This is a genomic window from Candidatus Wallbacteria bacterium (genome assembly GCA_028687545.1).
Taxonomy (GTDB): Bacteria; Muiribacteriota; JAQTZZ01; order JAQTZZ01; family JAQTZZ01; genus JAQTZZ01.
The window spans coordinates 61,145-83,577 of sequence record JAQTZZ010000011.1; the positions used below are offsets into that span (position 1 = coordinate 61,145).

Here is a 22,433-nt window from a genome sequence, read left to right on the forward strand (position 1 = left end):
AATCGAAGATCATTCTACAGATCCGGCGGAAACGAAAAACAGTCTGTAAGGTCTTGCGAACTTAACTTTCAAATCAGTGCCGAAGTCGAACAGACTGTTCAAAAACATCAAAGTTCCGGGCCTGATGTCCAGATCTTCCCTGAAGGAATTTTTCAAGTCCTTGCCAGAAACGATCAGCGGTCTGGAAATCTCAATCTCATACCTCCCGGCTGGAAAAATGCCGGCAGAAACCTTCTCCGACAAATCAATTTTGGGATCAGAGGGATAGTAACAAAGCCTGAATTCCACATTGAATTCAGAGCCAATCACATCTCCATAAAGGCAATAAGGATCATAAAAGGTGCGTCCCGGTTCTTTCCTGATCTCGGAGATCGTTGCCAGATTAAGAAAATTTCCACTTTCGTCCTGCCTGATCATGATGTTGTAATAATTCTCAGGAGTCATCGGAATGAAATCCCCGGTCGTACAGAATTTATTCAAAAAAATACTGCGGTCGAACAGCCACATGCCTCTGCACCGGCCGGGGTTATACTGCCAGTAATCCAGCGAGGCGTCGTCCCCCCGCGCCAGCTGATCGAAAAAAGCCGATTCGGCAAAAAAGAAATCCAGCGCAAAGACTCCGCTGCCCGGGTCAGCTCTGACCAGCCCGGGCTCCCTTCCATTAAAATCCGCATAGAGCCGCGGGAAAAAATATTCAGGCAGTTGCGACAGCATCAATTCACCGCTGTCTGTCAGCCTGTAAAATTCATAGTAAGCTCCTGTGTTTTCCTTCTGCTCCCAGATCAGTGAGAGGTACAGGTTTACCCCATCGCTGCAGGCAGCAAGTTCGCTGCCTGGAAACGGGCCGGTCTTCCTGATTTTTCTCCTGCAGCTCCAGCCCGGATCGTTCAGTCTGCCGTCGATCGTGATTGAACCTGGCGGGACATCCACTACCTGAAGCTGAATCGGTTCGGGAGGTGTGAAATCGGTTTTCTTACAGGAGACCTTGGATTCCACTGTCTGATAAAATTTAAAATAATCAGGATATGCCGACATCAGATTGCTCATCTTCTGGCTGACAGAATCCTGCAAGGGGTATAGACCGAAATTATTCCGTAAAGCCATTTCCAGTCCAACCTGCTGTTCCAGAAATTCCCGCACCCGGTCAAGAAAAACCTTTGGATTTCTGGCTTCCTCTTCAGTTTCCCGAATTCTGGACAGGGTACTGTTCAGTGTAACTTCCAGCGACGCATATTTTTCCAGACTGGTCTTCAACTCTGTGATCCGTTCCTGAAACTGGCGGAACATTTCAGAAACCGGCATTCTGCTGATTTCATTCAACGATCCGTGATTGTCCAGCTTGAGCGAACTGTCATCAAAAGATTTGAGAGTACCTCCCTCGAAGGTATCTCCAATCCGGAGTTTCACAAGTGTCTGGGATTTGATATCGTAAACGAGAGCTTTACTCTCTTCCGGACCGAGATAAATTACTGCAGCACGGGCTGCCAGAGCGGAAAAAAACAACATCAGTAAAAAAAGATTCTTCATTTTTTCAAGAAAACACGGATTTTTTTCAGTATATATTCAATATCATCTTTCGTCAACTGCGGGTAAAGCGGAAGGTAAACGCTTTTCAGCTTACCAGAGGCTCTATAGTCAGTCCCGCAGAAATCAAACCTGTTGTCGATTCCGCGGGACAATAAAAATCTGGCGAGCTTTTCTTCCATCATCAGCTGATAGAAAAGGTAATTCGGCCTGGAACCTCCCGTTTCAGGGGGTAATTCCATCCCGAGCTCAGACAGGCCCTTCTTCAGTTGTTCCGAGAGCATCCGCCGCTTCCGCGTGGCATCATCGCAACGGTCGAGCTGCTTTTTCAAGAGAAAAGTGTTGAAATGGCTCATGCGCATCATGTCCGGAGCACTGAACGACGACTCGTCTTCAAAAAAACAACGCTCCAGATAATTCCTGCAAAAAAGATTCAGCAGGGAGAAGATCGGGAATACAGTCAGAGCATATACAGAAGGCAGTGTGAAAAACCATTCCAGCATTCCGGGCCATAATTGTCCGCAGGATTCGTCGCGTTCAAGATTCTCATAGTCTTCGAGCAGAATCGGCCTTCCCTCACCCAGGACCAGCGCTCCGCCTCCGAAAGCCGGGAGATGCTTTCCGGTTCCAAACGAATAAAGGGAAAAATCCGCGTAAGTAGAAAGAGCCGCTCCGTCCAGAGTGCTGCCAAAGCTGTGCACATTGTCCAGGATCAAGGTAATCCCACGATCCCTGCAGATTGCTGAGATGCTCCGCAGATCCGGGCAGCGCGAGAAGAGATTCAGACAGATCAGAGCCCTGCAGCTTTGATCGATCTGAGCATCAAGGGCATCAGAATTCAACAGAAAATCTTTCCCGACCGGCACCCTTTTCACTCTAAAGCCCTGATTTTCAAGGATTTTCCTGTAAACATAAAAATCATACTCAGGAATCAGGAAGACACTTTCGGCCGGAAAATCCAGCTTTTTCAGGAGATACTGGAAAGCCCCCCGGGCTGAAGAAAAAAGCAGCACCCTCCCTGAAGCGTTCCGTCTGGCAAACTCTTCAGAAACCTGAATTCCCAGCCTGCATCTTTCCGAATCAGGGATAAGCAGCCATTGGGCCAGCCAAAGCAGTGAAAACTCAAACCTGTGCCTGGGAATGATCTTCATTGAGGCTTTTTCAATTCGTCCAGAATCGCGGCAGCCAGCTGATCCCGACCTGAGTGCTTCAGGACCGAGCAGAGGGAAAATTGTTCGTCAGGAAAAGCCTTGATTATCCTTGAAGTAACTTTCTGCAGCTCATTTTTAGGGATTTTATCGATCTTATTAAGTACCAGGAAAAGTTTCCGCCGGTAATACTTCAACCAGTCGTAGTACATGAGATCCGGCTCGTCAATCTCCCTTCTGGCATCGATGATCCAGACGATCAGCCGGAGTTCCTTCCGCTGTTCCAGGTAATTCTCAATCAGACTCTTCCATTGCTGGCGGAGAGCCTTGCTGACCTTGGCGAAGCCGTAACCGGGCAAATCGGCAAAAACGAGCTCCTGGATTTCAAAAAAATTAATGGCTTGAGTCCGGCCGGGAGTTTTACTGACTCTGGCAATTGTGCTTTTGCAGATCATGTTGATCAGGGAGGATTTGCCGACATTGGAACGCCCGGAAAACGCAAATTCAGGCTTCTGAAGATTCGGAAAATGAACAGGCTCCATGGCAGATCTCACAAACCGCATCCTGGAAAAATCGATCATAAAAACCTTTTTTTAACAGTCTTCGACGTCAAAGAACTTGTGTTAGAGTTTACCAGTGCCGACTCCAGCACCTGGTCGATGCTGTCCACAAAATGAATTCTGATCTTCTTCAGAATCAGTTCCGGAACCTCTTCCATGTCTTTCTCGTTTTCCCTGGGAATCATCACTTCAGTCAGTTTGGCCTGATAGGCTGCCAGCAGTTTTTCCTTCAGACCGCCGATCGGCAGCACTTTGCCTCTCAGAGTGATTTCACCGGTCATGCCGATGTAATGTCTGACCTTTGTCCTCTGGATGGCGGAGGCCAGGGCAGTAGCCATGGCAACGCCCGCTGACGGCCCGTCCTTGGGGATCGCTCCATCCGGCACATGGATATGAACATCATTCTTTTCGAAATAATCCCGCTTCAGTTTCCACCTCGGGCTGATGGATCTCACATAAGTCAGCGCAGCCTGGGCTGACTCTTTCATCACGTCACCGAGCTGCCCGGTGAGCTGAAGCCTGCCCTTGCCCGGCGTGATCAGCACTTCGATCGGCAGGATCACTCCGCCCACTTCGGTCCAGGCCAGTCCGTTAACGACTCCGATTTCATCTTTCTCGTAGCCCTTTTCGTCAAGATAGCGGGCCACGCCGAGGTATTTATGCAAATCCTTCTTATCAGCGCTCACCGGAAATTTTTTATATTCCTGGTTGACCATCATCTTGGCTATTTTGCGGCAGATGGATTGAATGCTGCGTTCCAGACTGCGTACCCCTGCTTCGCGAGTGTAATTCCTGATGATGGACAGAAGCGCGTCATCCTCGATCCTGCATTTCTTTGCGGAAAGTCCGTGCGCTTTCAGCTGTTTCCCCACCAGATATTTCCTGGCAATGCTCATCTTTTCAAGCTCGGTATAACCGGAAATCCTCAGCACTTCCATTCTATCATAGAGAGGTGCCGGAATAGAGGTGGTGACATTGGCGGTGGTAATGAACATCACGTCCGACAGATCGAAGGAGATGGACAGATAATTATCGGTGAACGAATTATTCTGCTCCGGATCAAGCACTTCGAGCAGGGCGGAAGACGGATCACCCCGGAAATCTGAAGACATTTTATCCACTTCATCCAGGAGAATCACAGGATTCTTGGTCTTAGCCTGCTTGAGAAGCTGGATGATCTTGCCTGGCTGGGCTCCGATATAGGTACGCCTGTGTCCCCTGATTTCAGCCTCATCTCTGATCCCGCCCAGGGAAAAGCGTACGAACTCACGGCCAAGTGCGCGGGCGATCGATTGGCCGAGGGAAGTCTTTCCGACACCAGGAGGACCTACGAAGCAGAGGATCGGTCCCTTCAGTTTCTTTGTGAGTTTGCGCACTGCAAGGTACTCCACGATCCGTTCTTTGATCTTTTCAAGTCCATAATGGTCATTTTCCAAAACTTTGATCGACTCCTGGAGGCTTTCAGTATCCTTTGATTTTTTACTCCAGGGCAGGGAAAGGATCCAATCCACGTAATTTCTGGATACAGTATGTTCTGCAGAGTCCGACTGCATCCTGGACATTTTCTTGAGTTCCTCTTCCACTCTTTCCCGGGCATAGTCGGGCAGTTTGCTGTCCTTGAGGCGCTTTTTGAACTCATCATGGTCTGACTCTCCATCGTCGGCATCGCCGAGCTCTTTGCGGATGGCCTTCAACTGCTCGCGCAGGTAATATTCCTTCTGCACTTTGTCGAGCTGCTGCCTGACCCTGCTCCTGATCCGCTTCTCCACGTTCAGGATCTCGATTTCGTTGCTGAGAATCATGGCAAGTTTTTGAAGCCTCTCTCTGGCGTCGAGGGCTTCCAGGATTTCCTGCTTGCGGGTGACATTCACGAGCAGATGGGCTGTGACAATATCGCAAAGCCTCCCGGGGTCCTCCGTGTTGTTGATCACCATCATGATTTCCAGCGGGACTCTTTTGTTGAGTCTGATGTATGACTCGAACTGATTGATCACATTGCGCATCAAGGCCGAGATCTCGACATTGCTCTCAGGGTTTGCTTCGATTTTTTTCACCCTGGCAGAGAACAATTCCGGAATCATGCTGAACTCCATCACCTTACCCCTGTACAGGCCTTCCACTAGGATCTTGTAAGTGCCGTCAGGGAGTTTCAGCATCTGGAGTATTTCCGCAACTGTTCCAACTTCATAGATATCTGTGACCTTGGGTTCTTCCACCCTCGGATTCTTCTGGGTAACAAGGAGAATGGTCCTTCCTTCAGACATGGATTTTTCGATGGACTTGATCGAACTCTCCCGTCCCACAAACAGCGGAACGATCATGTATGGAAAAACAACAACATCCCGCAGGGGTAAAAACGGGAGCATCTGCTCTTCCTTTTCCTGTTCTTCCATCAGTTTCTCCTTTCATTCTTGGAAGCGATTTTTTCCACAACTACCAGCTTGAGGAACAGACTCTGCAGCTTGTGCAGAATGGCAATCCGGTTCTGCTTCACTCTCAAGTCCTCACAGTTCACCATCACTTTTTCAAAAAAAACATTGATCAGTGAGGAAAACTTCAACAGCCCGTTAAATGCTTCCTGATAATTCTTCACGTTGATCATCCGGTTGATTTCCGGTGAACAGGAAATGAAAAAATTCCAGAGTTCCCGCTCGGCTGGTTCATTCATCAGGACTGGATCAGGTTCAGAAGCATTCTGCCCCTTGATGATATTGTTGATTCTGAGCGCCAGCAGGGAAAAATCACGGAACTCGGAAGTTTTACTTAATTCGCTGATCGCCCTAAGCCTTAAGTATGAATCATAAGGATTGGAAAAGCCGGTTTCGCAGACCGCTTCGATCAGATCGTAAGGGAATTCATCCTTCAGCATATGATAAAATCTCTCAGCCAAAAATTCGGTAAGTTGGCCTGAAGGATCCTTCAATCCACCTTTCTTGTCGGAAAATTGAGCTGCCAGAAGTTCAAAATCCTGTGAAATCAAAGTCTCCAGCGGGATCATCATTTTTTTCGCGTTCAAGATCTTCAGAAGTCCCAGCGCCATTCTTCTCAAAGCAAACGGGTCTTTGGAACCTGTGGGTATGATGCCGGCCGAGAAAAATGCAATCAGAGTGTCCAGCTTGTCGGAGAGCGCAAAAACTGCACCTGCAATGGTTTCCGGCAGTTCCTCCAGCTGACCCTGAGGGAAATAATGTTCAGAAACGGCACGGCAGAGATCAGCTGGATATCCTTTGGCGGACAGGTAAATGCCGCCCATTCTTCCCTGCAGTTCAGGAAATTCGAACACCATTTCCGTGAGCATATCCACCTTGAGCAGCGGCGCCATTTTCTCCCAGGGCAGCGGAGGTTCATATTCCGGGAAGGCCGCCTTCTGGATCAGACCGGCCAGCTTCCCGATCCGCTGTACCTTCTGTGTCAATGTGCCAAGTCCCTGATGAAAAACCATCTCGGACAATCCCGCTGTCATGGCTTCAAAATTTTCCGCCAGATCATTCCTGAAAAAGAAGGAAGCATCCGACAGACGGGCATTTAAAACCTTAAGGTTTCCATCTCTCACGAATTCTGTGGGCTCGTTGTTGGCCACGATCACGAATTCCGGCAGGACTGATCCATTCTTCACGCAGGGAAAATAGCGCTGCTGCTTGTTCATGACAGTGGTCAGAACTTCCCTGGGCAGGCTCAGGAATTTTTCGGGCATCAGCTCTGTGAAGACATAAGGTTTTTCAACCAGAAAAGTATTTTCCCACCCCAGCTTCTCGTTCCATTCACCGGAAAGCCTCTCCACATTTTCCCGGATCATTTCAAAGCGCTTCCGCTGATCATATTCCACTCCGTGCGAGGACAGTCCACTTAAAAGGTTTTCAGCTGAATCAAGGGAAAAAGCGCCTTCGGACAGAAATCTATGACCGAAAGACTGATTTCCCGCCTTGATTCCGAACAGCGTGAGGTCCAGGACTCTTTCCCCCAGCATTGCCACGACCCATCGTACCGGACGGATGAAACGGGATTTTTTATCCAGCCAGAACATTGATTTCGGCAGATAGATCCTGCAGAGGATTTTCGTAAAAAAAACAGGCAGAAGCTCAGTCAGCTCGGGCAGCTTCTCTTTCCTGTCCAGAAGCAGGTAGCCGTTTTCCTCAACAAGTTCAGATTCAGTTGCACCCTTGCTTCTGAGAAAACCTTCCAGAATTCGGGTGGGCTTCCCGTCCTCATAAGCCTGAGATGACTTAGGTCCTTTCACGCGCCGGGAAACTTCAGTGGCTGTCAGCTCCGGTCTTTCCAGATAAACAATGATCCGCCTGGGAGTAAGGTAAAATGAGGTCCGGCTGATGAGATGATTATTAACAAGTTCATCTGCCAGTATCACAGGCAGATCCAGTTCCAGTTTTCTTAAAAACCCGCAGGGCAGCTCCTCGCAGCCTATCTCCAGAATGCTGTTTTGTAAGTTCATCGGTTCTCACCTCAGAGCGATGGGGTCAGGTTGTGATTTGAGCAGAATTCGGGCACAACCAGACCCTGTTCATCTAGAACAGATTCAATTTCCTGATGAATTCCAGATTCTTGAAATCCCTGTATGATACGAGCACAAGCAGGAGAAGAAGTGCATAGAGCCCGACCAGATGGATCATTTCCTCCACCTTGATCGAAACCTTCCTGCGCATCAATACTTCGATCAGCAGGAACAGTATCCTGCCGCCATCCAGGGCGGGAAAGGGAAACAGATTGATCAAGCCGATGTTCAGACTGAGGAGCGCAATCACGGAAAGCAGTGCCCCGATTCCTCTGTCAGCACGGTGTTTCACAACGCCGGCGATCCCGATCGGCCCTGTCACATTTTTGAGGGCAATCTTGCCCGACACCAGCTTGGCAATACCTTTCATCATGAAAAAGGTATTCTGCACCGTGTTTTCCCAGGCATATCGCAATGCTGACAAGGGATTGGTACCCTTCACAAATTCCTGCACGAATCCGATCCCGATGATACCAGCTTCCAGCTCCTGGCTGAACTCCGGCTTGCATTTCACAGTAAGCGTTCCACTCTTGCGCTCTATGTTGATGCTCAGTTCCTTATCCACATTGTGATTGATGATTTCAACAGCCCGCTCCCAGTTACAGATGGTTTCACCATTGATGCTCAGTATTCGGTCGCCTTCAAGAATCCCTGCCAGAGCAGCGGGCTTTCCAGGCACCATCTCCCCGACAACCGGGATCACTCCCCTCACGATGCCGATAATGCCTTCCCCCGTTTTATTGAGTTCAGGTGTGACGACCGTGCGTTCCAGGATACCCTGCCTCAGGTATGAAATCGTCAACGGCATCCCTGGTTTCCTGGTGATGATGTCAGCCATGGAATCCCAGGTTTCAACAGTAATGCCATCGATTCCCGTGATCAGATCGCCTGTCTTGAATTTGGCAGCTTCGGCAGGTTTTCCCGGCAGCAGTGAGCCGATCGTGGGTTCTTTAGTATATTTAGGCTGTGGGATCCCAATAAAAATGAAGATTATGGCAAAAATCAGCAGTGCCAGCAGGAAGTTGAAAAATGACCCTGCAAAGAGGATCAGGAAGCGCTGAAGCACGTTCTTGTTAATGAATTTTTCCTGTTCAGGGATGTCGCTTTCCTCTTCAGCCAGCTTGGGGTCTGTGCCGGCGAGTTCGACGAAACCGCCGATCGGTATTGCGCGCAGATTGTATTCTGTACCGCCGCTTTTACGTCCCCAAAGCCTGGTCCCGAATCCAAGGGAAAATTCCTTGACCCTTACTCCGGTCCAGACTGCAGTTATATAATGACCGAATTCATGGGCCAGTATAATCACGAAAATCACAAAGATGAAAGCCAGCGCACCTTCCAGAAAATCTGGAGTTTTAGCGATCAGGGAAGAGCCGATTCCCGTTAAAAGAGTCAGATTGCCTCCAGCGACAAGGATTTTCAGGGAAAATAGTACCTGCAGGGGAATCGAATGTCAATGATTTTCTCGAAGTCAAGTCGTGACACGAGGATGATTCAGAAGCGTGATTCATCATTGAATCCGACAGAACTATTGTTTAATACAGGGATTGAACTATGATATACTATACTCAGGAGGAGTCTTGAAGGCTTTTTCCTTTGTTGAGATTCTGATCGCGATCATGCTTCTATCCCTGGCGATTCTTCCGATCTCGTTAACATTCACAACCGGTGTCAAGCAGTCTGCGGACACGGAAGACCAGATGAAAATGAGGATGATGGCCGAAGAGTTGATGCAGGAAATCACGAGCAAGGGCTTCGACGATCCTTACAATATCTTATCTACCAGTCTGGAAGAAGCTCCGTCGATCAACCTGGTCACAGACAGGACTATCCTGAACGATGTGGATGACTATAACTTTCTGGACGACAAAAAAAACATCTTCAATCAGGGCCTCTCAACCATGGAAATGGCACCACTAGGGATCAGGGGCAACAAACTGCTGCAGTATGCAGGCTTCAACCGCAAAGTGCGGATTTATGAAGCTGACGGGGTCACCCCTCTTTCAGTCACCTCCTATACTAACATGACAAACCTTGCCCTTAATTTCGATGCCAGAAAATTCATTCCATCCCGCTACACGAAAAAGATCTTCGTGATGGGTGACCACGAGATAGGAGTGATCGACCTTGAGGGCACCACTGAAACCGCCATCAAGGTCATGAATCTGGTTCATACCATCAGAGGCGGTATTTTCAACGACATTGCGCTCAACCCCACGGACAGGGAATTGTATGCAGCGACCCCTGATTCACTGGAAATTTACTATGTCCCTGAAGTGACCAACTTCAACGAAAAGCTGCAGTACTGCAAAATCGGCGAGTTCTCCTCCAACTTTTTTACAGGCAGCGTTGAGGTGGTGATTCCCGAAGCCGGCAACACAGGCTTCGCCTTCCAGGCTGCCTGGATCAGGGATAGAGGCAGCACCAATTTTGAGCGCAGCTTCCAGCCGGGTGTAATCAGTTCGGCATTCTATGCTCCTGACGAGAATCTCACATATTTCGGAACCGACCATGGTCTTTTCGACCAGTTCGGGAATCATTGCGCAGGCAGCGTCAAAATCAACTCCATTTTCAAGGATTATCTAAATCAGCGTCTGTATGTGTGTACGGAAGGTGAAGGTATTCTTCTCAGAAAAAACGGGCTCTGGAAAGCCCTCAACAGTTCAAACGGGTTGCCAAAGACCGGCAATTCAGTCAATTTAAGAGGGCTGGTGCAGGACCAGGCCAGCGGTTATCTCTATGCCGCCACTGACCAGGGAGCTTTCTTCAGCATCGATGGAGGCCTGAATTTCGAATCTGTCAAGCTGCCGGACGGTTCCCTCCTGTCCGGAGAATTGCACAACATAGCCATTTTCTATGCGGACAGGAAGAGATATCTGGTCCTGGACCAGCCGAATGCCATGCTGTTCAGAGAACTTTTACTCCCCGGAACCCTTGGGGATGCCAATCCCTTCGATTCGCAGACAGGGTCCGCCATGTGCGCATCAGTTGTGAATCGCTTCAGAAATTTTGATCAGACGCTTTACGCATGTACCAACAACGGGATGTTCTCAATCGTAAAAAAACCGTCAGCCTGGGATATCAAGCAATATACTACAGTCTCAGGAGAGCGCAGGACAGGCCTCTCCGCATCCGAGATCCGTGACTTCAGCATCGACGGAACCGGCCGCTGGTGGCTGGGAACAGCTCTCGGGATTTCTACCAGTGACGATGGGGGAAGCACTTTCAAATCTTACGCCCCCTTTTCACATTTCACCAGGCTGCTCCAGCGTGAAAATCACCCCAGGTGCCTGATTGCCATCGATGAAGCGGGCCGGGAAATGGAGATCGACACTTTCAGCAGGCTGAAACAGTTTCGTGTCAGCGGCGACTTCATCACTTATCCGGACTATGTCAAGGATCTCTGCGGCAATACTCTGGACTATTATCTGACCCACTATGGAGTGGCCGGGGATGCGATTACAGACGGACTTTCTGTTGTGCCTGCAGGCAACTGCTCCAGGATTTATTCGGATCCGCTGCGGAATTTTCTCTACACCCTGTCCATGGAAAATGGCCGGCTGCTCCTGTACAGGGTCAACGAATGCTTCTTCGACCATTTCGAAAACTATTCCGGATACCGGGAATACGCAATTCCAGACCAGACAGGGAGTGCAGGATCTTATGACATCAAGGCTGTCTCTTCGGCTCTGCCTGGGGGACCCAGTGTCTTGTCCGTGAAAAGCGATAATGCCTTCAAGGGAAAAGTCTGGATCTACCGGAGATTCCTTTTTAATGATGACTCCAGAACTCTTGAGGTCAGTCTGAATTTCGCAAACAGGCAGACTTTCAACGGAAGTCTGGTGAACCCGGAGCTGAGGATTTACACCCGTGATGTTTACCCGATCGTCGATTTTACCAGCAGCGGTCCTCCCCCGGATTTCAGCGCCCCTGTCACGGCTGATTCCATGTCCACGAATCTGGTCGTTCTTCCGAGAAGTTCACAGACCATCACGCTGGCCATTGGATTCGAGGACTATTCTGCCAGCGACGGCTTGAACTGTGAACTGGACAGCCTGAGGATTGATTTCGACCGGCCTTACTCCGGATTGTCCGACCCGGTCAAGATCATTCCCATTACCAAACCAATTGCCCTGTCTTTCGGCAATGAAAACAATGTTTTACACATTCTGTTCAATGACGGCACATATAAAATGGGAGTCTACAGAGAGGATCTGAATGGTTCGGCGATCGATCTTGTAAATCTGGGTGAAGCCTCCCTGGCAGGGGTCGTTGATAACCCTGTAGATCTGAAGCTTTCAGCCAACGGCAGACGCGTTTTCATCCTTGATAAGCGCAAAATCTTTGTCATCGAACTGATCCCGCTCCGCAAAAACATCAGAGTCACAGTGGAAAATCTGGCCAGTCAGAGCGATTTCCAGCTGAGCGCCATGGTCAGCTCCTGGAGCAGCAACAGTAAAAAAAAGAAACTGCTGCCTACTGGAAGAGAAGAACCGCTGCAGCTTTTTACGGATTCAGCTTCCAATTTTTTTTACCCTTACAACACTTATTTTTTTTATGATGAAATCAAGTTCAACGGCAGGATGCATCAGATCAGAGGGCCGGTGTACTTCAAGGGTCTGAGAGGGAAATCTCTTTCTTTTGGAGGGGAACTCAACTGCAACGCATCCTGCGACAGGCCGGCTTTTTTCACCTCATACAGCGATAAGTCCTGGGGATATGTGTTTGCCGAATCAGATCCTGACGATGTTTTACCCTGGGGCGGCCTGAAAATGGAGGGAAATTTTTCCCTGCACGGCGCAGTGATCAAAAAGGCAGCGGAAATTTCCTCTGTTTCGCAGGGCAGCATTGACCAGACAGTTTTTTTGAATAACCAGACCGGATTGGCGTTCAGGGGCTCAGGAGCACTCTCGGTCAGGAGCTCGGAATTCAACTCCAACCAAACAGGACTGATCATCGACTCAGGCAATGCCTCATTGGATTCCTCCCTTTTTACCTCCAACAGGACCGCCCTGAAGGCAAAAACCCCTGTTTCACTCCAGGGCATCACTGCGGTTTCCAATAACACCTTCGCTGAACTTAATGCATCCATCGGTTCGATCGAAAATTCGCTGCTCTGCGGCAGTGAATCCTGCTTCAAGGCCGACGGCGGTGAGGAGCTGAAATTGAAGGATAATTTCATCTCTACCTGCCAGACCGCAATCCAATGCATCAACGGCACTTTGAGCGGAAGTTTCAATGAATTTTACGGGAACGGCACAGCCGTCAGTTACCAGAGCCCGAAAAACAGCGGCAGCTCTGCCGTTCCAACCTTCATTTACAACTACTTCGAGAACAACCAGACCAATATTTTCCAGGGAAACAGCAGCGGACATCTGTATGCCCAGTATTGCGTGTTCAACCGCGACCTGAACCCGGAAAACGCGGGAATTACAGGCACCCCGGACATGCTGAGACAGGCTCTCAGGGACATCGTTCCTCTGGCAGTTTCAGGCTATCTGGATAGAAGTGCGGACTGGCAGGCTCAAACCAGGGAGAATCTGGTCCCGACTGTGATCCTGGATTACCTGCTCCAGGAGACTGGAGAGTTGAAAATCATGGGCAGGCAGCTGCTGGAATTCTATCCTGCAGTGGCACCAGGAGTATTCACTTCCAATGGGGATCTCAAGATTGAGGGGAGCTCTACGAAAGAAGTGATGATAACTTCCGGGCTTGATTCCAGCGAAGGCCTTCTTCTTCCGGAGATCAGCGGCAGGCCGGACAACAACGCTTTTTACGGTATCGTGGCCAATGGTTGGGATGACAGAGACCTGTGCATATGGTCGAAACTGAAGCACGGACTCATTGAATTCCGCGGAAATTTCGATGTCTCCCAGAAAAATTTCTATTACAACCAGCTGACAAGGGAAACCGGCGACGACCTCAAGGTCAAACTCAACTGCTCCGGAATTCCAGAACTTTCGCACAACTTCTGGGGTAAAAACGTGCCTGATTTCAATCAGGTGCTTCAACCGAAAGCGAGTGCTGCAGTTTACACTCCCTGGGCTTATGCCGGGAAAGTCCCCCAAACCGAAAAATGGCCTTTCCAGAATACAGGAGCCACGATCATTTCCACTTTGGAAATACTCTCAGGCATGATTTCGATCGACGCCAGCGGTCAGAATGTAATCAAATTCGCAGGCGACTTCTCCATTTCCGGAGAAGTGACGATCACAGGTAATCGCCCGGTGCTGATCACCAGTCATGACGATGAACCGGACAATACTCCATACAGCCCGGGCAGCGACCATACCCCTGACTTCATTTTCTGGGGGACTGCAGGCAGCAACAGAACCGGAAGCAACACTGCCGCGCCCTTTGCAGGCATCCGGAAACTGGACCTGCCTTCAGGAATCAATGCGGAAATCCGTTATGGCTGCCTGAACGGTACCAGTTTCAACCGCTCGATTTCCAATGCTTCCCTGTGTCTGTCCCACATGTTTCTCAACCTCAATGAAGCGCTCAACTTCAATTCCTCTTCAACCCTGCAGATTGACAAAACACTGATCAAGGCGAAGGGAGGTGGCAGCAGTCCGAACATCACGGTGGATTCCGGTTCTTTCGCCTCCAGGAACAGCTTCTTCACTTCAGCCAATGACAATGAATACGTGAGACTTGCCGAAACAGGCCTGACCCTGACTGATCAGCAGAAGACCATTCTTACTCTCGGCAGCAGCCCTGCCCGCAGCGACTGGTATGGAATTTCGCTGACCGAGTCGGACACTGTCTTCAACAATTCGGCAGTCGAATACGGCAACTGGGGATTTCTGAGCAGCCATTATCCCTCCCTGGAATTCAGGGACTGTTCCTTCTATCAAAACGGCTATGTGGCAGCAGTTCTGGAAAACAGCAGCGCTCCGTCGGTCATCTCAGGCCATCTGTTCGATTCCAATTTTCAGGGGCTGGAACTGAGGACAAACGATAGTAACAAGACTGTCCAGAACTGCACATTCCAGAAAACAGACTGGCGCAGCCTGCATTTCAAGGTCGGCTGCGAAAACGCAGTCATCGACTCCAATACCTTCACAGACACCTGCCTGCAGCAGGCATCTGATGCAGCGGGAATTCTGATCAGGGACGGCAGCAAATTCACAGTCAGCAACAACATCTTTACCGGAGACAGGGGCACAGCCTGCCTGCTCGGAGAAGGAGGCAGCCTGAACAGTGTGGAAGTGACCGGCTGCACCTTCAAGGACGGAAACCTGGGATTGTCGATTGCCGGCTCAGCCTCAGATGTGACAGTCGGGCATCAGGAAAGCACAGGGAATTACAGCAATTTTTTTTCAGGCAACAAGGAAGCGATGCGTATCTCCAACACCTTGACAACAGTCTGCTTCAACAGATTCAGTAAAAACCAGTCCGGCATTTACAATAGCGGCAGCCCGTTCATCCACGGCAACCTCCTGGAAGAAAACCAGACAGGTATAACCTGTTCTGCTGGCAAAGCCAGGATCATGCAGAACACATTCAGCAGAAACACGACGGGCCTGGATCTGGCCGGGAGATATCTTTATGACTATCTGGACGATACTGACGACAGCATCCGCATGGCGACCCTGATCAGAGGTAATAATTTCATCGCAGACGAAACTCCGGCAGCAGGCACTGCAGGGGGCAATGACCTTAATTTCAACTATTTCCGGGACACCACATTCCCCATCTCATTCGGAATCACCAGCACCCTGAAGAATCCTGGGGACAATTACCTGAACATGGTGCAGAGCTGCTATCTCTGGCTGCATCCCGTAGTGATCCCTGCTCACAGTTATGATACTGCCGGCGTGGACCTCTATCCTGAGAACATCATTCCCACAATGGAAATTGATGTGGAATTGTATGCCTCGCATTATTCTCCGGCCCAGTGTGCCACTTCGCTTGTCGTGATCAGCTACGATACTCAGGAGCATCAGCTCAGAAGCGCTTCCGGAGAGCTTGTCAAGCCGCTGGAATTTGAGCTTTCCACACTCAACGGCTCTCTTTACACCGGCAAATTTGAGGCTTATGATATCTCCCGCTATCCGAATCCGAAAAGCAGCCTGCCCTCCTTACCAGGTCTCAAACACGGCTTCTTCAAATTCATCTGGCTGCCGTTTGAACTGAAGCAGAACGTCGACGACCTGGACACCCCGCTGCCCGATAAACTGGACCTGTATGTGGACGTAAACAACGGCGACACTGACCATGGGAACGGATTCGGCATCAACAGCGAACGCGATGTCTACTATGATTTTGACGGCACTGTCGAAATCACGGGCGTAGTGCAGGGGGAACCCAAACCTAATCAACCCAGCGAATTCGGTCATACCACCTACATGGATGCCTGGCTGGAAAGCAACCATCTGCCGTTCACACCCAGGAGCAGCCTCAGCAATCTGGAGATCAAAACAATCGTCGAACGCCAGACTTCAGGCGAAAAAGAAAAGATAGTCTGGTCTCTAGGTGATGAAGGCGTTTATCCCAAAGGTTTCAACATCATGATCGCCAATCCGGATGGAACTGAAAAGTCCTGCCTGACGAGCGGACTCGGAGGTGGCAGGCCTGATATCTCAAGTGACGGGAAAAAGATCGTGTTCTGCTCGAGCGGAGAAATTTTCAGCATGGATTCGACAGGATTTAATCAGGTCCGGCTGACTGAAAATCTTGCCCTGGACAACAATCCCAGCTTTTCACCGGATGGGACAAAGATAGTTTTCGATTCGGACCGTGACGGCCATCTCCAGATCTATCTCATGAACAGCGACGGTTCTGATCAGGCAGACATTTCCGGCAATGCCAGCAATGACAGTGAACCATGCTTTTCACCTGTGGAAGACAGGATCGTGTTTGTTTCGGACCGCGAGGGAAGTCTGGAAATTTTTTCCATGAACCAGGACGGAACAGAGGCATTGAGGCTGACCTATGACAACAGTAAGAACCAGTTCCCGGTATTTTCTCAGGACGGTTCGAAAATCGCCTTTGATTCCGATAAAGCGCAGGACGGTCTTCGGCATATTTACATGATGGACCCGAACGGCAGCAACGAAATGCAGATCACTTCCAGCCTTTATCAGGACTGCAACCCGGGATTTTCGCCGGACGGGCTGAAAATCGGTTTTGAGTCAGTAAGGAGCGGCGGCCACGATCTCTACTTCACTTACCTGTCATCCCTGGAAGTCACGAAAATTGCTCCAAGTTCCCAGACCGGTTCAGACAATGATCTGATCTGGAAAAAAGTGTCGTTCAGGACCGGCACATTTGAAATCACGGCCCGCGGCAGGAACGATATTGGCGGCGATTCCCTGGACTCAGACAAAATCAGCGTTTATCAGGTGGAACCTCCGGCCCTCACCAAAATTAACCTCGACCTGGGTTACAGCGAAGGGGAAGACATGCTCATCACCTGCCAGCAGATCGCGTCTCCGAATAAAGGAGTGCTGGTAACCTTTGACAGGCACGGCCTGAACCCTTCCACCTTCGGCTACAATGTCGTTTACTCCCATTCCCCTAAACTTGACGATTTCAGCCATAAAGTCACTATCGAAATCGGCGCTAATCCCTCAAGCACCTGGATCAAGAATCTGCAGCCAGGTCTTTATTATCTTTATGCCCAGTGCTACAGGAGAGAACCGCAGAACGGCGTCTACCAGAGCCGGGGAAATTACTATGAATACACAGGCTGGTCCAACCTTGCGAAAGTCAGAGTAAGGGGCTGGTACCAGGCTTTTCTGCCGTCCACGCTGCCCAGCCTGGAATGGAACTCCTGCAGCATGGGGAAAGGCAGAGTTTCCCTGCTTTCCAGCAAAGCTCCGGACGGAAAATACTACGTGCTGACTACCAATGACTATGGTGACGGACCCTGGCAGATTCTGAAACCTGTAGACCTGAATCAGTATTCCTCAGTTGTCGTGAAAGACAACGCCAGATTCATGCTGGTCGGGAATGCAGGAGGCAGGGCAGCCTGCCAGGAATATACCAGTGGATTGATGGGATCAGCGAAGCTGGTTTCTGATACGCTGACTTACCTGGATGCCGCGCTCGACAATGCAGGCGAATACATCTCAGGCGGAGAAAGATCTCCCTCAGGCGGCATACTCGGTACCATGGAAATCTCAGACACCCTGGAAGGAAGGGCACAAAAGCTGGCAGTCTGGGATTCCAGACAGTGGCAGGCGATTTCCGGGAATGCAGACAGTGTTTATTTCAATTCAGCAGATCCAGGCACTGTAGGCAATAAAACCGCCTCCAAGATAAACTATTTGCTGGCGCCTTTTAACTCGATCAGCGCATCAGACAACAGCAATCAGTTATCCTGGCTGGCGGGGAAAAACGGAAAACTTCAGTATTCAGGTGACTTTGGCCGCAACTTTGCCACCACTGAAATCACTGTCTTACCTGAAGCAATAACTGGTGCCCACTTTCTGGAATTCTATCTGGGTTTCATCTGCGCAGACGCAGCCAGGACTTCCACCTCAGCCTGGCAGATCGCCAACACGGTCGACGGCGGAGTCAACTGGACCAGGCTTTCCACTCCCCTGAATTCCCAAAACCTGGACGACATTTCAATGGAGTATGATTCATCAAAAGCAGTCAGGATCATCAGGGGGATTTCCTCCGGTAAAAGCAATACAATCCTGCTTTACTGGAATCCCTTTTTCCAGAAACCCCAGGCCTTTTCAGCAAAACCGGAAAACCATGTCCTGGAGGAAGCTTCTGGAACATTCAGAGATCTCGCTTCTTATGCGGATCTGGACGGCCAGAACATCTGCTTCAATTGGGATAGTGTGCCCATGGCCACCAGTTACCGCCTGCTTCACGGTACCGGCATCCCAGGCACTGAAGTAAAGCCGCTGCCCGGTTTCAACCTTTATTACAATAATTACAGCAGCCTGAAGAATTACGGATTCACGGATGTGAATCAGAGCAGAAATTTCATTGTCAGTGCCGAGCATCAGGACCTGACTCCTGTTTTAAGCCCGCTCACGAACATCATCAAAGTGAAAATACCGGCTTTTGAAACTTTTAATTATAATCAGTTCACCAATGCCGCGGTGAATTACTGCATAGACTGGCCTGACCTTGAAGGTGCCACTAAGTATCATGTCTATTACACAAGGGACTACCTGCATTGGAATGGCCCCCAATTCTTCGATCCCACAATTTCCATTATCGAGGCTGCTGCGGATGTAAAACAAGTGGATAAATATACATATCCTGCAATAGATCTCCGCTATAGAGGCAACAACATCGCCAGTTTCAAAGTCAAAGCCTCCTTTCAGCCTGAGGGAGGGTCGCTCGAGATTCTCACCAGCACCCAGACCTCCACCAGATTCAATTTCAAACCTGTGAATACCAGTTATTATAATCATTTCACTTACCTGATCGAAGGTTTTGACTGCAACAGCAAGCTGCTGATCCGCAAGAAGTCCTGGCTTACCCACGTCGACACGGGCGAAGCCGGATTTCCGGATCTCTACCCAGAAATCAGGGATATCACCATGACTGGCGGACCTGCTACATATACATATACAGAGGAAACCGCGAGCCAGGTCACTGTCTCAGCAATTCCTTATGGCCTGTATACCTTCGAAGTACACGCTTCAGGTCCTTCCGGAATATCCAGGGACAGAAAAATCTTCCAGATCCTGGCCAACAATCCTCCCACAGCCACCATCGAACTGACAGAAGTTTCGGGTTTGACTGATGACGGGGGTTACAAAAGGGGAAAAATCACTCAGCGCGTCGCCAGCGGCGATCAGCTTAAAGGCGCAGCTGAAACTTACTCCAAATCAAATGACTCTGAATCCGGAATCCCTCAACCGATCTGGAAATACGAGTGGTACACCATGACAAATCCACCGAAGAACTTGAACAATCCGACAGGCACCTGCGAACTGCCTGACGATGCCGATGATTTCAGATACAGGCTAAAAATCTGGGACATGTGTGAAGACCGAGTTCCAGCTGGCCTGAATGATCAGACAAAGTATACAAGTTATCAGGACCTTGATTTCGAGATGATTCCTCCCACCCCGACCCTGGGGCCTCATTCGCCTATAAATGTCTATCACTATTCAGGCGATCATGCTGACGTGACTATCAAGGGCTCAGTTAAGCCCCTGCCTGGAACTGGCGACACCATCTTTCATTTTTCAGATGCAGACTGGTATACAATGTTTTTGTTTCCAAGGCTCCGTACGGTAAACCATTCATGGGACACTACGGTCTCGAATCCAGGCATAACTACCTATACCTGTGATCAGGTACTCACCTTCCCGTATCATTCCTATTCCGCTTTTCTCATAGGTCATTATGACAGGCACAAGCATCAAATATCTCTCTATGTCGAGCGGAACGGAAAATATTCGGACCCAAATCCGGATTCAGAGTTGGTGGAAATCAATCATAAGCCTGTGACAGGATCGTTTTCTGCCACCAACATCACAATTTACTGGCGCAGGGAGTCTCACGGGCATCGGCACAACTGGACTGAAACGATCCACCATCCTGCACAAACACACAACAATCCAGTTCCTCCTGGCGGGACACATACTCATCCTGCCTGGGATGAAAACATTCCACATTCCAGATGGGACTGGGATTATTACACTGATTATGCCACTACTAAATATCAAACCTACCTTCCCAACTGGAACGACGATGATCCCCCGACATACGGAGTCTATACGAAATCCGGTAATACCGGGAATATCTTTGCTTCAATCGGTACTGACTGCATCACTTTCTCCTGCAATGGATACACCTATTCGGCCACATTCAACTGCACTGCAATGGACCCCTATGGCTATGGCATCACAAATGCCACGGCAGTGCCTGTAAAGGTCAATGCCCAGGAGCTTACTGTTACGTATACTGATTATTATGTGAACGGTCCCTGAGGCAGAGATGGTCAATCAATCATTTATTTTGCTCATTCTGATCCCGCTTGTTCTCCATGCAGGAACTCTGTCGCTCGCTGACGGCACAAAATTCGAGTTCGTGGAGATCAAGTCCGGCCAGTTTGAAATGGGCAATTACCTCTCTTCCCGGGAAATATCTGCGAAGTACGGGGGAGCAGCACAGGCTTACAGACAGGAGCATCCCAGGCATCAGGTCTGGATCAATGGCTTTGAAATCGGGAAATACGAAGTGACCCAGCAGCAATGGCTTTCAGTGATGGGTTCATCGTTCAATCCCTGCAGGCACGCAGGGCTCAATCTGCCTGCGGAAAACATAAGTTATGCTTCAGTGGAAGCCTTTATCGATAAATTGAATTTTCTGACCTCATCCGGCAGATTAAGGCTCCCGACAGAAGCAGAGTGGGAATATGCCTGCCTGGGTGGACAGAGCGAGGACTTTCAATATCCCTGGAAAAAGGATGAAATCGATCCGGATTACTGCTGGTATTTCAAAAATTCCAGCGCTGAAACTCATGTGGTCGGCACCAGGAAGCCCAATGCTTACGGCCTCTATGACATGCTGGGCAATGTCTGGGAATGGTGCAGCGATTACTACGAACCCTTCTTTTATGATCTATGTGTGAATCTGAACCTGACCGACAACCCCATGAATTCAGTTGAGTGCGGAGCAAGAGTGCTGCGCGGCGGTTCGTTCCAGAACCGTGAGGATACCTGCAGGCCTTTTTACCGCAATCAGTTCAACGAGCATAACCGCCTGGATAATGCCGGGTTCAGGCTTGCCCGGGATCCTGAGGCGTCTGTGGAGGGCAGGGACTGGAATAAATCAGACCTGAGCGCACCACCGCGCTCAGGCCACTCCTGTGTCGTCTTTCAGGACAGGATCTGGTTGATCGCAGGCTGCGATGAAAATGCCAGCCCAAGAAACGATGTCTGGTCCTGCACTGATTCCGCCGGATGGGTGATGGCAACTGGCGAAGCTTTTTTCCAAGCCCGCTCTCTGCAGTCCTGCGTGACATTTGATAACAGGATCTGGGTGATCGGCGGAATGAGCGGGGGGACCGCATTTAACGACGTCTGGTATTCGTCGGACGGGGTCAGCTGGTTCCTGGCGACCGGTAATGCTCAATTCGGCAGCAGATGCTGCCATTCCAGCGTGGTCTTCCACGGCAGGATCTGGGTGATCGGCGGCTATGATCCGAAATCAGGCCAGTATCAGCAGGATTCCTGGTATTCGGGAGACGGAGTGAACTGGACAAGAGCCACATCCAGCGCAGGATTCGGCCAGAGATCCTCTCATCAGAGCGTGGTCTATGCCGACCGGATCTGGGTGATCGGCGGTGAAGTCGGTAATCTGCAGATCAGTGATGTCTGGTCTTCTCCAGACGGAGCAAACTGGAATCGAGCTACATTGTCCGGATTCAGTCCCCGCAGCTTTCACACAGCTGTCGCCACTGACGAAATGATTCTGGTTATCGGCGGCTGGAACGGGACCTGCCTTTCAGACATCTGGTTTTCCAGCGACGGCAGCAGCTGGAATAAGAGCACTTCGGCCGGTGGGCATGGAACATATTGCCGCAGAGCAGGGGTGGTTTACAAGGATAAAATCTGGCTGATCGGCGGAACTGATGGAATTCACTGCAGCGGTGATCTGTGGCATTCGCCTTAGGCGATAATGATCCATAATTAACAACCGATGTGTGATTGCAAAAAGTTGATAAGTTAGTATGCTGGTATGTCTGTAGGTTGGAAAGTACTCTTCCCT

The 22,433-nt window shown here is 49.8% G+C and carries 8 protein-coding genes; 2 read left to right on the forward strand and 6 right to left on the reverse strand.

The window, feature by feature from the left end:
• Nucleotides 1-9: 9 nt before the first annotated feature.
• From PHW04_07405 to rseP, 6 genes are all read right to left on the reverse strand, one after another.
• Nucleotides 10-1,527 (reverse strand): hypothetical protein, encoded by a 1,518-nt coding sequence (locus PHW04_07405; GenBank protein ID MDD2715702.1) that lies wholly within the window; start codon nt 1,525-1,527, stop codon nt 10-12.
• The gene (locus tag PHW04_07410; GenBank protein MDD2715703.1) at nt 1,524-2,675 is read right to left on the reverse strand and encodes an aminotransferase class I/II-fold pyridoxal phosphate-dependent enzyme; all 1,152 of its coding nucleotides are present in this window, start codon (nt 2,673-2,675) and stop codon (nt 1,524-1,526) included. The genes PHW04_07405 and PHW04_07410 overlap by 4 nt, the downstream gene beginning before the upstream one ends.
• Nucleotides 2,672-3,253, reverse strand: coding sequence for a ribosome biogenesis GTP-binding protein YihA/YsxC (yihA, locus tag PHW04_07415; protein ID MDD2715704.1), 582 nt, complete (start codon nt 3,251-3,253; stop codon nt 2,672-2,674). The genes PHW04_07410 and yihA overlap by 4 nt, the downstream gene beginning before the upstream one ends.
• On the reverse strand, nt 3,250-5,625 hold the full coding sequence (lon, locus tag PHW04_07420) for an endopeptidase La (GenBank protein MDD2715705.1): 2,376 nt from the start codon (nt 5,623-5,625) through the stop codon (nt 3,250-3,252). Before lon ends, yihA begins: the two co-directional genes overlap by 4 nt.
• Nucleotides 5,625-7,679: a glycine--tRNA ligase subunit beta gene (glyS, locus tag PHW04_07425; GenBank protein MDD2715706.1), complete on the reverse strand. Its 2,055-nt coding sequence runs from the start codon at nt 7,677-7,679 to the stop codon at nt 5,625-5,627. Before glyS ends, lon begins: the two co-directional genes overlap by 1 nt.
• A gap of 73 nt (nt 7,680-7,752) precedes the next feature.
• Nucleotides 7,753-9,057, reverse strand: a complete 1,305-nt coding sequence (gene rseP, locus PHW04_07430) for an RIP metalloprotease RseP (GenBank protein ID MDD2715707.1) — start codon at nt 9,055-9,057, stop codon at nt 7,753-7,755.
• A 259-nt stretch (nt 9,058-9,316) separates the two neighbouring features.
• Between rseP and PHW04_07435 the strand changes: the two genes are divergently transcribed.
• Nucleotides 9,317-20,650: a right-handed parallel beta-helix repeat-containing protein gene (locus PHW04_07435; protein MDD2715708.1), complete on the forward strand. Its 11,334-nt coding sequence runs from the start codon at nt 9,317-9,319 to the stop codon at nt 20,648-20,650.
• A gap of 7 nt (nt 20,651-20,657) precedes the next feature.
• The gene (locus tag PHW04_07440; protein ID MDD2715709.1) at nt 20,658-22,337 is read left to right on the forward strand and encodes an SUMF1/EgtB/PvdO family nonheme iron enzyme; all 1,680 of its coding nucleotides are present in this window, start codon (nt 20,658-20,660) and stop codon (nt 22,335-22,337) included.
• Nucleotides 22,338-22,433 lie beyond the last annotated feature (96 nt).

What these genes read in the sequence shown, in the direction of transcription:
- PHW04_07405 (MDD2715702.1), bottom strand. Translation starts at nt 1,527, where the DNA reads ATGAAGAATCTTTTTTTACTGATGTTGTTTTTTTCCGCTCTGGCAGCC.
- PHW04_07410 (MDD2715703.1), bottom strand. Translation starts at nt 2,675, where the DNA reads ATGAAGATCATTCCCAGGCACAGGTTTGAGTTTTCACTGCTTTGGCTG.
- yihA (MDD2715704.1), bottom strand. Translation starts at nt 3,253, where the DNA reads ATGATCGATTTTTCCAGGATGCGGTTTGTGAGATCTGCCATGGAGCCT.
- lon (MDD2715705.1), bottom strand. Translation starts at nt 5,625, where the DNA reads ATGGAAGAACAGGAAAAGGAAGAGCAGATGCTCCCGTTTTTACCCCTG.
- glyS (MDD2715706.1), bottom strand. Translation starts at nt 7,679, where the DNA reads ATGAACTTACAAAACAGCATTCTGGAGATAGGCTGCGAGGAGCTGCCC.
- PHW04_07440 (MDD2715709.1), top strand. Translation starts at nt 20,658, where the DNA reads ATGGTCAATCAATCATTTATTTTGCTCATTCTGATCCCGCTTGTTCTC.